We start from the raw sequence: 13185 nt of genomic DNA on the forward strand, positions 1-13185 counted from the left end.
GATAAGGAAAATGAGATGACAGCTGTCGCAGTCGATAACACAGGGACCGCCACGGCATCCCCCCGGCTGGTGGCACTGACGGCAGCCCATCTGCCACAGGCCCTGGCCCTGTCGCAGGCCCTGCAATGGCCCTATCGGCTGGAGGATTGGGCCTTCGCCTTGGCCCTGGGACACGGGATCGCGGTGGAGGTGGAGGAGCGGCTGGTGGGAACGGCGCTCTGGTGGCCCTATGGTGACAGCCACGCCTCTGCCGGCATGATCATCGTTGCCCCCTGGGCCCAGCGCCGGGGCATCGGCCGGATGCTGATGGATGAGCTGCTGCGACAGGCCGGGGGCCGGACGATCATCCTGAATTCCACCCTGGAGGGGCGGTCGCTCTATGCGCAGCTTGGCTTTGTGGCCTATGGCGCGATCCACCAGCATCAGGCGGTGCTTGCCAGCAGCCCGGTCGCAGAGGCGGTTTCCGGCACGATACGGGATTTCCGTGCCGATGACCATGCCGCCATCCTTGCCCTTGACCGGGCGGCCAGCGGAATGGCGCGGGCGAACCTGATCGATGCGCTGTTTCCCATCGCCGCCGTCCGGGTTGTTGAGCGTCAGGGGACGGTTCGGGGCTATGGCTGTGCCCGTCAATGGGGCCGGGGCATCGTCGTCGGGCCTTTGGTGGCCGCCGATCCGGAAGCGGCCCGCGCGCTGGCTGTGGATTTGATGGCCCCCCATGTCGGGTATTTTGTCCGCATTGACGTCACCGCCGCCAGCGGTCTGACGCCCTGGCTGCTGGATCTGGGCTTGCCAAAGGTTGGCGAGGTCACCTCCATGGTGCGCGGGCAGCCCCTGCCTGCTTCCGATGGGGTTGCAACACTCTTCGCGCTTTCCAATCAGTCACTTGGCTGACCCTGGCATCTTCCCGTCCCGTGGTCGGCATGGTTGAGGAGTTCCGGTGATGAAGATGACCTCCTACTGGCTGGATACGGTCACGCCTTTCAGTGGCGCGATGCAGGGCGGGCCAGAGGGCACAGCCGATGTTGCAGTCGTCGGGGCTGGCTTCACGGGCCTGTCGGCGGCTCTCGCCCTGGCGAAGAAGGGGGCGAAGGTTGCTCTGCTGGAGGCTGGCCGTGTGGCCAATGCCGCCTCGGGCCGCAATGGCGGCATGTGCAATAATGGCTTCGCCCAGGACTATTATTCTCTCTCCTCCGCGCTGGGGCGGGACCGAGCGAACACCTTGTACAGGGCCTTTGATGCCGGCGTCGATCTGGTGGAAAGGATCATCACACGGGAGGGCATTGATTGCCATTTCCGGCGTGTGGGCAAATTGAAACTCGCCGCCAAGCCGGCCCATTACGACAAGATCGCCCGCTCCCAGGAACTGCTGGCCCGTGATGTCGATCCCGACACCTGCATGGTGCCAAGATCGGAAATGCGGGCGGAGATTGGCTCCGATCGCTATTTCGGCGGCATGTTGTTCAAGAAAAGTGCCGGTATGCATATGGGCCAGTATGGCCAGGGCCTTGCCGCCGCCGCCGCCCGTCACGGGGCCCGCATCTATGAGAACAACCCCGTCATCGGGCTGCGCCGTGTTGAAGGCCAAGTTCACGAAGTGACAACGCCGCAGGGCAGTCTTCGCGCCAATCAGGTGCTGCTGGCAACCGGAACGTCGCGCATCGGGCCGCTGGGCTGGTTCCGGCGGCGGATCGTCCCCGTCGGGGCCTATATCATCGTGACCGAGCCTTTGCCGGTCAGCCTGCTCGACCGGCTGACCCCCAACCGGCGCAACACCACCGATACCCGCAATTTCGTGAACTATTTTCGTGTGCTGCCGGACAACCGGCTGCTGTTCGGTGGTCGGGCGCGTTTCTCCAGCGCCAGTGATCCGGTTTCCGACGCGAAGAGCGGCGCCATCCTGCGCCGCTCAATGATTGCCGTGTTCCCCGAACTGGCCGACGCCCGCATCGATTATTGCTGGGGCGGCATGGTGGAGATGACACGCGACCGGCTGCCCCGTGCCGGGGAGCGCGACGGCCTGTTTTATTCAATGGGCTATAGCGGGCATGGAACGCACATGGCGACCTATATGGGTGCCGTTATGGCCGACGTTCTGGACGGCCGCGCCGATCTCAACCCCTGGCGGGGCATGGATTGGCCCGCCATCCCCGGTTATTTCGGCACACCATGGTTCCTGCCCTTTGTTGGTGCCTATTACCGCTATCAGGATTGGGTAAAATAACGGCGGGTCGGCATGCGGGACGCCGGCCCTGCGGCGATTACCAGTGCAGTGTCATGGTGACCCCATAGGTGCCATAATAACTGCTGGTCAGGCCGCCGAAGCCCGGCCCGAAATCGATGCCACTGGCCTTGTCGTTGCGGTCCAGCAGACTCTTGCCCCACAGGTGTACCTGACCGCTGGTGCCATCGATTGCTGCTTCCGACAGGATCAGGTCGGTGGACTTGCCCTGCTTTATTCACCCCATATAAACCTCCATCCAACGCTAATTTTAGGATGATGCCTCTCCACTTTTCCAGGGCAAGTCCAATCTAACCGATACCCTATAGGAAGATTCGGGCCAGCATCGGTACTTGGAAGGCACTGATGCGTAAGCGGGGCTTGCCATTGGCGGGCTTGTCGCGGACAAGCATGGGACACCTCGCCGCAGGCGGTGTGGTGGGGATGCGCTGGAACAGGGTGGAAGCCCTGCCGGCCGTTTCACAGCCCCGGTCCCGATGAGAGTAATTCCGCCATGACGCAAAAATCGACGCTCAGCTATTTCAACTGGTCCTTCCTGTTCACGGTGGTGGGGCTGCTGGCGGGGGCCTTTCTGGGCTATAATGCCACGGGCACCGTCACCGGTGCGTTGGGCACGGCCTTCATTGTCGGCGTGCTCTGCGTGCTGGAAATTTCGCTGTCCTTCGATAATGCGGTGGTGAATGCCACCATTCTGAAGGACATGGATGCCAAATGGCGCCGGCGCTTTCTGACCTGGGGCATTCTGATCGCCGTTTTCGGGATGCGGATCATCTTCCCGCTGCTGATCGTCGCCATCGCCGCCCAGCTGGGACCGGTTGAGGCGGTGACGCTGGCGGTGGAGGAGCCCGACCGCTATGCCCAGATCCTGACCGATGCGCATGTCGGGATTGCCGCGTTCGGCGGCACCTTCCTGTTCATGGTCGGGCTGAAATTCTTCTTCGACACGGAGAAGGACACCCACTGGTTCGCCTTTATTGAACGCCGCCTTGCCAAGGCGGCCAGCATCGAATCCATCGAAATTGTTTTGGTGTTGCTGGCGCTTTATGGTGTCAGCACCTTCCTGGGCGAGGATGCGCGGGAATTCCTGGTGGCTGGCATCCTGGGGATGGTGGCCTTTGTCGCCGTGAAAGGCGTGGCCGGCTATATGGAAGCGAGCCAGGAGACGACGGACGGGGTCTATAAATCCGGTGCCGCCTCCTTCCTTTATCTGGAACTGCTGGACGCCTCCTTCTCCTTCGATGGCGTGATCGGGGCCTTTGCCCTTTCCAACAACCTGTTCGTCATTGCCATCGGTTTGGGGGTCGGCGCCTTCTATGTGCGGTCCATGACCATCATGCTGGTGGATAAGGGCACGCTGGCCGAATATCGCTATCTGGAACATGGTGCCTTCTGGGCCATCCTGGCCCTGGCCATCATCATGTATGCCCAGACCCTGACCCATATTCCGGAAGTGCTGACCGGCCTGATCGGTGCCACCTTTATCGGCCTGTCCTTCTGGTCCTCGGTGCGCCACAACAAGGCGGAAGCGCTGGAGCATTGAAGGGCGTCGGCACATCGGGCCGATTCCATTGAAAACCCCGCAGCCGGCACCGGCTGCGGGGTTTTCTTTTGGGACCTGTGCACTGGCCTGAAAATGTAAAAGGCCCGCTGCCTTGTCAGCAGCGGGCCCTAAACTGGCGCGCGTGGTGCCCCGAGTCGGATTTGAACCAACGGCCTACCGCTTACGAAGCGGTTGCTCTACCGCTGAGCTATCGGGGCGCCGTCGCGGTGGCCGTGCTTCTAGCAAAGGCACGGGGGGCTGGCAACAAGGAAAATGACGAAGCCGGATAAATTTTTCCAAATCCTTGGTTTTCCGGGGTTTTCGCGCTGCTCACGTTCCCCGACGCTTGGCGCGGGCCGTCGGTTCGGCTTCCAGCGGGTTGTCGGGCCAGTAATGGCGCGGATAGCGCCCGGCCAGATCCTTCTTCACCTCGCGGTAGGAGCCTTTCCAGAACCCGGCCAGATCGCGCGTCACCTGCACTGGGCGGTGGGCTGGCGACAGCAGGTGCAGCAGCACCGGCACCCGCCCACCGCCCAGGCGCGGCGTTTCAGCCAGCCCGAACAGTTCCTGCAGCCGCACGGCCAGAACCGGTTCTTCTCCGGTATAATCAATGGGGATGCGGTTGCCGGTGGGGACGGTCAGATGGGTGGGCGCCTCGGCATTCAGGGCCTGCTGGCTGTTCCAGTCCAGCAGCCCGGTCAAGGCCCCGTGCAGATCGATGCGGTCCAGGTGGCTGCGCCGCATCACCCCGGCCAGATAGGGGGCAAGCCAATCCTCCAGCGTCGCCAGCAGGGCGGCATCGGACATATCGGGCCAGCGGTCGGGTGCGGCGCGGTGCAGGAAGGCCACGCGGGTGCGCCAGCTTTCCAGCTCCTTGCTCCAGGGCAGGCAGGCCAGCCCCATTTCCCGGATGCCCTGCAACAGGGCGGGGATGACCGCTTCGGCCGGCGGGTTTTGCAGCAACTCCTCCTTCAAGGACAGGGCGAACAGGCGGCGCCGGCGGCGGGCCTTTACCGCCTGTTCGCGGCCATCCCATTCCACCAATGTTTCCGCCACGATGTCGCCGGCAAAGGCTTCCTCCAGCTCCGCCTGGGTCACCGGGGCGGCCAGGAAGATACGCGCGTCACGCCCCTGGCCATCCAGATCGGCCACAGCCAGCCAGTCACGGCTGGCCAGCGCATCGGTCGGGTCCAGTGCTGCCCCACGGCCGCCGGAAAGCCGGTACTGGCCAGGGCTGCCGGGGCGGCGTTGGGCGATACGGTCCGGGTAGGCCAGGGCCAGCAGCAGGCCGGCCCCATCATGATCGGTGTCCCCCGGCGGCCCGCCCACCTGCCGTTCCAACTGGCGGGCCGAATCCAGGGCCTGATGCAGGGCGCCGCGATCCACCTCGCCCCCGCGTCCGCGTTCGGCCAGATGGTCCAGCCGGGTGCGCAGGTCGGCATCGCGCATTCCGCTGCCGCCGCGCAGAATGTCCCGCTCCCCGATCAGGGCGGCGACACGGCAGGCCAGCCGCGTCCGCCCCAGTTCCCGCCCGCGCAGCACCAGATGGGCCAGGCGCGGATGCAGCCCCAGCCCGGCCATGGTTTGCCCATGCCGGGTGATTCGGTTCCCATCGTCCAGCGCCCCCAACTGGCGCAGCAATTCCCGCGCCTGCGACAGGGAAGGGGCGGGTGGCTGGTCCAGCCAGGCCAGTTCGGCGGCATCATGGATGCCCCATTGCGCCAGTTCCAGCGCCAGCGGGGCCAGATCGGCCCGCGCGATTTCCGGCGGGGTGAAGGCAGCCAGGGCGCGGTCGGCCGCCTCGGACCACAGGCGGTAACAGATGCCGGGTGCGGTACGCCCCGCACGGCCCCGCCGCTGATCGGCAGAGGCGCGGGAGGAACGCACGGTTTCCAACCGGCCCATGCCGCTGCGCGGATCGAACCGGGCCAGCCGCGACAGGCCGCCATCGATCACCACCCGCACCCCTTCAATGGTCAGGCTGGTTTCGGCGATGGAGGTTGCCAGCACCACCTTACGCTTGCCATCCGGGGCAGGGCGGATGGCGGCGTCCTGGGCTTCCAGCGACAGGTCGCCATAAAGCGGGGTCAGCATCACGTCGGCCGGCAGGCGGCCTTCACCCAGCAGCCGTTCCACCCGGCGGATTTCCCCGCTGCCGGGCAGGAAGACCAGCAGGCTGCCCGTCTCTTCCGCCAGCGCGCGGCGGATGGTGCGGGCCAGGGCCTCTTCCATCCGCTCCCCGCCATTGGGTTCGGCCCAGCGGGTTTCCACCGGATAGGCGCGGCCTTCGGAGGTGATCAGCGGCGCATTGCCCAGCAGCCCCGCCACCGGCCCGCCATCCAGCGTGGCCGACATCACCAGCAGACGAAGATCGTCGCGCAGCAGGCCCTGACTTTGCAGGCAAAAAGCCAGAGCCAGATCGGCATCCAGGCTGCGCTCGTGGAATTCGTCAAACAGCACGGCGGCCACCCCGTCCAGCGACGGGTCGGCTTGCAGCTGGCGCAGGAAGATGCCTTCGGTCACCACCTCGATCCGGGTGCGGGCGGAGACGCGACTATCCAGGCGGACGCGGTAACCGACGGTACCGCCCACCTCCTCCCCCAGCATCGCGGCCATGCGGCGGGCGGCACCCCGGGCGGCCAGCCGGCGCGGTTCCAGCATGATGATGCGGCCATCGCCGCGCCAGGGCTGATCCAGCAGCGCTAGCGGCACGCGGGTGGTCTTGCCGGCACCGGGCGGAGCCTGCAGCACGGCATTGGGGCCATTGCCGAGCGCTGCCAGCAAGGCTGGCAGCGCCTCATCAATCGGCAGGGGCGGGAAGGTGGGGGGATTGTGCGTCGACATGCCCCCATTTAGCCCAAAGGGCCGGCTCAAACCAACCGCTGCAACTGTTGCAGCAGGTCAGCGGGGCGATAGGGCTTGGCGATGAAGCCCAGCGGGCGCGCCCCCGCCATGCGATCCCGCACGGCGGGGGCGTCCACCGCACTCATGAACAGGCAGGGGATATCCAGGCGCTGGCGGATTTCCAGCGCGGCCGCGATGCCATCCTCCCCGCCCCGCAACATCACATCCATCAATACCAGATCGGGCCGGTGGGTGATGGCGGCGGCTACAGCCTCCACCGCGGTGGCGCAGGTGTCGCAGACGATATGGCCGGCATCTTCCACGATGGCGCAGAGGCCGAGCGCGATCAGCGATTCATCTTCGCAAATCAGGATTCGCAGTGGGGACGCGGACATCGGGGAACCATAGGGTGAGGGGCATCTGGGAACAACCATGGGGTTGTTGCCATTGATAATGACGCAAGCCGTCATTTGCGACAGTCCAACTTGGGTCTGACACCCCTTAGATTAGGCCCTTGGCGATAGAAGGGGCCATCTGTGGCCATCGCACCGGTGCCCTTCGTCGAATTGGCTTAATTTCCATTGGCCGACTGTCTAGTATGGCTCTTCGTTCCAATCACCAGCGGGTAGCCGCTTCGCCAATGTCTGCGCTGAAAACCGTCATCGTTCCGATCAACAAGGCCGGCTGGCCGTTCATCGCCCTGTTCGCCATCGTGTCGGCACTGCTGTTCACCTGGTCCACGGCGTTGGGCTGGATCGGTCTGGTGCTGACCGCCTGGTGCGTCTATTTCTTCCGCGATCCCGATCGTGTGACGCCCACCCGCCCCGGCCTGGTGGTCAGCCCGGCCGATGGCCGCGTTATCATGATCACCAAGGCATCGCCGCCGCCCGAACTGGGCATGGGCGATGTGAAGCTGACCCGCATCTCCATCTTCCTGAACGTGTTCGACGTGCATGTGAACCGCGTGCCGACCGATGGCACGGTGCACAGCGCCGAATATCATCCGGGCAAGTTCCTCAACGCGTCCTTTGACAAGGCCAGCGACGAGAATGAGCGTATGTCCATCCGCATGACCCTGCCTGACGGGCGGGAAATGGCGTTTGTACAGATCGCTGGTCTGGTCGCACGCCGTATCCTGTGGTGGGTGGCCCCTGGCCAGCCGGTGCGGGCGGGTGAGCGCTATGGCCTGATCCGTTTCGGCAGCCGCTGTGATGTCTATCTGCCGGATGAGGTTGCCCCGCTGGTGGTGATCGGCCAGAAGATGATCGCCGGTGAGACCGTGCTGGCCGATCTGGTCGGGACCGAACCGCAGCGCGGGGGCGAGGTTCGCTGATGGGGGGGGTGCCGCCGCGTCCCGCGCCCCGCCTGCGTCAGAAGCGGCTGCGGCCGCCCCGGCTGCGCGGGCTGCCCATCAGCCGGCTGCTGCCCAACATGCTGACGATGCTCAATCTGGCATCGGGTATGACGGGTATCCGCTTTGCCATGGAAGGCAAGTGGAAGGAGGCGGTGCTGGCCATCGCCGTCGGCGCCCTGTTCGACCTGCTGGATGGGTATATTGCCCGCATGTTGAACGCCCAGAGCAAGTTCGGTGAGGAGCTGGACAGCCTGTCCGACGTGGTCAGCTTCGGCGTGGCCCCGGCGATGATCCTTTACCTCTGGGCGCTTGCGGATGCCCGCACCTTTGGCTGGATGGCGGCCCTGGTGATGGGCGTCTGTGCCGCGTTGCGGTTGGCGCGGTTCAACACCATGCTGGGGGCGGCGGAGAAGCCGCCTTTTGCCTATAATTACTTTACCGGCGTGCCGGCACCGGCCGGGGCCTTCCTGGCCCTGCTGCCGCTGATCGCCACGCTGGAGGTGGGGGAGGGCTGGTTCGACAGCCCTGTCCTGGTGGTGCCCTGGACGGTCGGCGTGGCCGGCCTGATGATCAGCGCCATTCCCACCTTCTCCTTGAAGGGTTTACGCATCCCGCAGCGCTATGTGGTGTTTTTGCTGCTGGGCGTGGGCATGACGGCCGCCGCCATGGTCAGCGCCCCCTGGGCGACACTGACCGTGGTGGGGCTGGCCTATCTGGCCAGCATCCCGTTTTCTGCCAAGCGCTATCGTGCCTTGGCCATGGAGGCTGCCCGTCTGAAGGGGGAACCAGGGGAGGGTGACACGGCGGCGCCAGAGGCTGATGCGGCGGCGTCTGCTGGGAAGGCAGGGCCGGCGGTTTGATGCCGCTGGGCGGCGGTCTTGCCTGATTGGCGGCCGCCGCAACCCTGCCCGTCCCCTCATTATTTACATTTTGAACGTGACCGCCCAGACGATGATCGCCAGCACACCGAACAGGAAGGCGGCGACATAGGTCTTATAAGGCACCGGCACCTTTTCCCCCGGGCCGGGCGGACCCTTGGTGCGGCTGGTAGCCGGCTGAGGCGACGCCGGGGGCGGCTTGCGGCCCGGTTTCGGCGGCTTCTGTCCCCGTTCGCGGCCGGCCACCACGGTGGGGCGCGGCCGTGCCCCCTTGTTGGGATCATGCAGCTCAATCAGGTGCCAGTCGAAATCGGCCAGGGCCTCATCGCCGGTGAAATCCACCTGGATCAGGCGGACGGGTGTTTTGCCGTGCAGTTCCACCGCCGTGCGGAATTCCGCCTGTCCCTGGCGTAGATCATCCACCAGGGACAGGGTCTCCCATTTCGCCCCTTTGGGCTTCTGTACCGCATATTTGCGCAAGCCGCTGGCCAAAGCCCTTCTCTCCCTACTCCCCGGTCTGCAACAGGGCGCCGCGCTGGCGCGCATTGCCGAACGCCCGCAGGAAGTATAGGGCGGCAAGCCCCAGATAGAGAAGGTTAAGCAGCACGGCGCCAAGCAGATGCCCCCAGGCATGTCCGGTGCCATTCAGGATGGCCCGCATCCCTTCAAAGACATGGGCGGTGGGCAGGGCCAGGGCGACCGGCTGCAACCAATGGGGCAAGGCCGCCACCGGGTAATAGACGGCGGAAAACGGGGCCAGAACAAAGACAGCCATCCAGGCCAGCATTTCCGCCCCCAGCCCATGGCGCAGAATCACCCCGGACGTGAGGAGCCCGAGGGCGACACCCAGCATCATCAGGTTGGCAAAGAACCCCGCCAGCGGCAGGCCCAGCGACAACAGATTATAGTCGAACAGCAGCGCTGCAATCAGTACGGGCGGGGCCAGCCCGATCAGTACCCGGATCAGGCCCATCACCACCAGCGACACCACCCATTCCCAGGGCCGCAGCGGGCTGACGAACAGGTTGCCCAGGTTGCGGCTCCACAGCTCCTCCAGAAAGGTGATGCTCATGCCGATCTGGGTGCGCACCAGCACTTCCCACAGCAGCACGGCGGCAATCAGTACAGACACGGTGCCGGCGACCCAGCCGGCCTGTCCCTGCAGGAACTGCGACATGAAGCCCCAGATCAGCAACTGCACCGTCGGCCAATAGCAAAGCTCCAGTAAGCGGGGCCAGGACCGGCGGATCAGGTACCAGTTGCGCAACACCATTGCCTGGATGCGCCGCGCCGACGCCGCCACCGGCGAAGGGTGGGGGGCTGCCGAACGGGGGGCTGGTGCGGAGGTGGGACGATGCGGCATGAGAGACGTCAGTTAACCCAGACCCCAGCAACAGGGCAAGGGCTGCATGGGTTTCGGTGGGGCAAAAACAAAACGGCATCCGGGGGAACCGGATGCCGTTTGCAGACAAGTGGCCTGTCTGGGGCTGATACCAGGTTGCGATGAGGTGACCTCATCGCAACCTGGTACGGCGGCGACCGCCGCCGCGCGGCCCGTGCCGCGTGAAGCCAAGCCAACGGATGTTGGCGCCGGCGCTTGAGGGCCTTGATCAGGACCTGTAGGTCCTGATCAAGGCAATAGAGTATCAGCTGTGCCTGGTCTGGATTACTCAGCCACCTGATTTTCCATCAGGGCGGCGGCCACCAGCTCATGCCGGTGATCTTCCAGATAGGAGGCAACGGAGCGATAGATCGCCAGGCCCATGCCTTCTACAAAGCTTTCACCCGGCGTGCGGGCAACCTGATTTTCCTGCGCCTCCATCGCCGCGATCAGTCGGCGATAATCGGAAATGCGGTCGCTGATGATCCGGTCCAGATGACGCGGCGGCAGCAGATGGCCGAAAGACAGGATGAACATCAGGTCGGAGCGCAGCTTGTCCGGCGCCGGGGCGCGCGTCAGCGCCTGATAGAGGGCATGACGGCCGGCCGGCGTGATGCGATACAGTTTTTTGTCCGGGCGGCCGTCGCCGCTGTGCGGCAGCATGACGATATGACCGTCTTCGGTCAGACGACGCAGCGCCGGATAGATGGAGCCGAATCCGGCATCACTGAAATGGCTGAGCGGCCCCTCCTCGAACTCCTTGCGGATCTCGTAACCAGAGGCATCACCCCGGCTGAGAACACCGAGGCAGAGCGTTTTAACATCAATCATCATGGACCCTTCCAAAACTGGCGCCACGATAGTCGACCGACATAAGTAGTCAAGATATATGGCGGATCGATATATAACGGCCTGTTAATTCTGAACAATAACGGCCCCTTGCGTACAGCAGGCCTCCGCTAATGCCCGGATTTTAGGCGAAAAAATAGTTAATGGTTGTTAAGTTTTTTCGAATTCAGTCAATAACATAAGAGCTCGTTACGGCAGAGTCGCCAATACCCGCCCGAGCCGGCGCAAGGTGGACCGGATAGCGGCCTCCTGGGTCGGGGTGACATGGGCATCGGTGCGCAGAATGATCTGGGGGGCGGCGGTCATCAGCCGGTCGGTCCGAAACGGTCCCAGTCTGGCATCCAGATACATGGTCAACCCCATCAACATGCCCAGGTCGATATCGTCCGCTTCCGTGGCGGAGCGTTGCAGGCTCTGCTGCAGCTCACTGCACAGGCCGTGCATGATCAGGGCGGTACGCTCGATCACGCCTTCCTCGGTTGCGGGCTTGCCCCCTGTCTGCGCCATCTCTGTCACTCCAGCGTCATATTTGTCGCTGAGTCGTAACGTCTGGAGCGTAACCAACCCGTTAATCTCAGGGGCTCCAGATACCTGTCTTTCCGGATAGCCTGTTAATGCGATTTAAATGAACGCGGCGGAAACCATCATTTTAATAAAATAGTATGATGCTATGCTTTTGCATGTTGTCTCTGGGCTTGCCTTTTTCTTAACAATCATTAAGCCTAAGCGAGGCCGATGTCGGCTTCCTACCTGTTTCGGTTGAAGGCCGGTTCCTATCCATGGCCAGCGGCGGCAAATATTATCGGTTTGACGGTCTGTCCATCCTGGTGGTGGATGATAACCGTTTTGTCCGCTCCATCATGATGACGGTGTTCAAGGGCTTGGGCGTCGGCAAGATGATCCAGGCCGAAAACGGCGAAGAGGCGATGGCCGTGCTGGAGGTGTCGGCCCAGATGGATGGCGCCGGCAAGGATATCGATATCATCTTCGCCGATCATCTGATGGAGCCGAAGGACGGGATTGAGCTGTTGCGCTGGGTCCGCGCCCATGACAGCGACAAGATCCGCTTCCTGCCCTTTGTGATGATGAGCGGCGATGCTGATGAGGCCGCCGTGCGTCTGGCCCGCGACAGCGGGGTGACGGAATATCTGGCAAAACCAATGTCGGTGATGAATGTGGCCAGCCGGCTGCTGGCCATTATCGACAAGCCGCGCGCCTTCGTCCGCGCGCCCAATTATTTCGGCCCTGATCGCCGGCGCCAGACTTTGCCCTATGATGGGGAAGAAAAACGCCGTCTGGGGCCGGAAGATGTGCGTGTTGTCGAAGATGGCGCCCATATGGTTATCGACAGCCAGAATGGAATCGGCGAAAATCCTGAGAAGAGCGCCCCCCCATCCGGGGCAGCATTGGAAGAAAGTGATGAAATTGCCCAGCAGCGGATGCAGGCATGAATGGCGGGGCTATGAACGATAACGTCAAGCCCGGCGCCGCGAAGCCCACGGTGGAGATCATCCAGCGTCCCAACAAGCTGAGGGAAAAGGTGGGCGGCTCCGCCGATGGCAAACCCGGTCGGATTGATCCGGCCGCAATCATGCGCGCAAACAGCTATGTGGCCCGTCTGGCGGATGCACATGAGGCGCAGACAAAGCTGGACCTGACCGATCTGCACGCAGCCTATCGCCGGGCCCTGGATGATGCCGAGAATCGCGCTACCCATCTGCGGCGTATTGTCAAGATCAGTGACGGGATTCTGACCCTGGGCAAAACCTTCGGGTACGACTTGCTGTCGGATTTTGCCCATGCCTTGAACAGCTTCCTGATCCCCCTGCCGGACCCGACGCCGGCCCAAATGCAGGTGGTGGGTCTGCATATCGATGCGATGCATGTGCTGGTGCGTGACAATATCAAGGGCGATGGCGGGGCGATTGGGCAGGCGTTGAATGGCTCCCTCTCCGTCGCGCGGGCCAAGCTGGGCGCGCGGCGAAACGCCTGACCGCTTTTTGCCCGAATTTTTTCCAATTTGTATGGATGCCTTCCGCTTGTGATATTATTCAGGCATTAACCTGCGCTTAGTGTCGTGCTATGCAGTTCACATAC

The 13185-nt window shown here is 63.6% G+C and carries 13 protein-coding genes and 1 tRNA gene; 7 read left to right on the top strand and 7 right to left on the bottom strand.

Going from position 1 to position 13185, the window contains the following annotated elements; translation table 11 throughout:
- The first annotated feature begins 15 nt into the window (after nucleotides 1-15).
- The 3 genes from CHB97_RS06420 (at nucleotide 16) to CHB97_RS06430 (ending at nucleotide 3782) form a co-directional block, all read left to right on the top strand.
- A complete protein-coding gene (locus CHB97_RS06420; RefSeq protein WP_089287129.1) occupies nucleotides 16-894 on the top strand; it encodes a GNAT family N-acetyltransferase in 879 nt (292 codons plus the stop codon).
- A 49-nt stretch (nucleotides 895-943) separates the two neighbouring features.
- Nucleotides 944-2224, top strand: a complete 1281-nt coding sequence (locus CHB97_RS06425; RefSeq protein ID WP_089287130.1) for an FAD-binding oxidoreductase — start codon at nucleotides 944-946, stop codon at nucleotides 2222-2224.
- Nucleotides 2225-2735: 511 nt separating this feature from the next.
- A complete protein-coding gene (locus tag CHB97_RS06430; protein WP_089287131.1) occupies nucleotides 2736-3782 on the top strand; it encodes a DUF475 domain-containing protein in 1047 nt (348 codons plus the stop codon).
- A 143-nt stretch (nucleotides 3783-3925) separates the two neighbouring features.
- Here the strand turns inward: CHB97_RS06430 and CHB97_RS06435 are convergent.
- From CHB97_RS06435 to CHB97_RS06445, 3 genes are all read right to left on the bottom strand, one after another.
- Nucleotides 3926-4000, bottom strand: a tRNA-Thr gene (locus CHB97_RS06435).
- Between the two features lie 112 nt (nucleotides 4001-4112).
- Complete coding sequence (gene hrpB, locus CHB97_RS06440; RefSeq protein ID WP_089287132.1) at nucleotides 4113-6626, bottom strand: ATP-dependent helicase HrpB; 2514 nt, start codon at nucleotides 6624-6626, stop codon at nucleotides 4113-4115.
- 26 nt (nucleotides 6627-6652) lie between these two features.
- Complete coding sequence (locus CHB97_RS06445) at nucleotides 6653-7021, bottom strand: response regulator (RefSeq protein ID WP_160105617.1); 369 nt, start codon at nucleotides 7019-7021, stop codon at nucleotides 6653-6655.
- A gap of 203 nt (nucleotides 7022-7224) precedes the next feature.
- Here CHB97_RS06445 and CHB97_RS06450 point away from each other — a divergent pair, with 203 nt between their 5' ends.
- Both CHB97_RS06450 and pssA read left to right on the top strand, forming a co-directional pair.
- Nucleotides 7225-7959: a phosphatidylserine decarboxylase gene (locus CHB97_RS06450; protein ID WP_089287134.1), complete on the top strand. Its 735-nt coding sequence runs from the start codon at nucleotides 7225-7227 to the stop codon at nucleotides 7957-7959.
- Nucleotides 7960-7967: 8 nt separating this feature from the next.
- Nucleotides 7968-8840 (top strand): CDP-diacylglycerol--serine O-phosphatidyltransferase, encoded by an 873-nt coding sequence (gene pssA, locus CHB97_RS06455; RefSeq protein WP_244559432.1) that lies wholly within the window; start codon nucleotides 7968-7970, stop codon nucleotides 8838-8840.
- Between the two features lie 63 nt (nucleotides 8841-8903).
- Here the strand turns inward: pssA and CHB97_RS06460 are convergent, their stop codons facing one another.
- From CHB97_RS06460 to CHB97_RS06475, 4 genes are all read right to left on the bottom strand, one after another.
- Nucleotides 8904-9350, bottom strand: a complete 447-nt coding sequence (locus tag CHB97_RS06460; RefSeq protein ID WP_089287136.1) for a hypothetical protein — start codon at nucleotides 9348-9350, stop codon at nucleotides 8904-8906.
- A 13-nt stretch (nucleotides 9351-9363) separates the two neighbouring features.
- Entirely contained in the window at nucleotides 9364-10221 is an 858-nt protein-coding gene (locus tag CHB97_RS06465; RefSeq protein WP_089287137.1) for an ABC transporter permease, read from the bottom strand.
- Nucleotides 10222-10524: 303 nt separating this feature from the next.
- Nucleotides 10525-11073: a PadR family transcriptional regulator gene (locus CHB97_RS06470; RefSeq protein ID WP_244559433.1), complete on the bottom strand. Its 549-nt coding sequence runs from the start codon at nucleotides 11071-11073 to the stop codon at nucleotides 10525-10527.
- A 204-nt stretch (nucleotides 11074-11277) separates the two neighbouring features.
- Nucleotides 11278-11595, bottom strand: a complete 318-nt coding sequence (locus CHB97_RS06475) for a hypothetical protein (protein WP_089287138.1) — start codon at nucleotides 11593-11595, stop codon at nucleotides 11278-11280.
- Between the two features lie 272 nt (nucleotides 11596-11867).
- On the opposite strand from CHB97_RS06475, the gene CHB97_RS06480 reads away from it, so the two are divergent.
- On the top strand, nucleotides 11868-12539 hold the full coding sequence (locus tag CHB97_RS06480) for a response regulator (protein ID WP_089287139.1): 672 nt from the start codon (nucleotides 11868-11870) through the stop codon (nucleotides 12537-12539).
- Nucleotides 12540-12550: 11 nt separating this feature from the next.
- A complete protein-coding gene (locus CHB97_RS06485; RefSeq protein WP_089287314.1) occupies nucleotides 12551-13081 on the top strand; it encodes a hypothetical protein in 531 nt (176 codons plus the stop codon).
- Nucleotides 13082-13185 lie beyond the last annotated feature (104 nt).

Source organism: Azospirillum sp. RU38E (genome assembly GCF_900188385.1).
Classification (GTDB): domain Bacteria; phylum Pseudomonadota; class Alphaproteobacteria; order Azospirillales; family Azospirillaceae; genus Niveispirillum.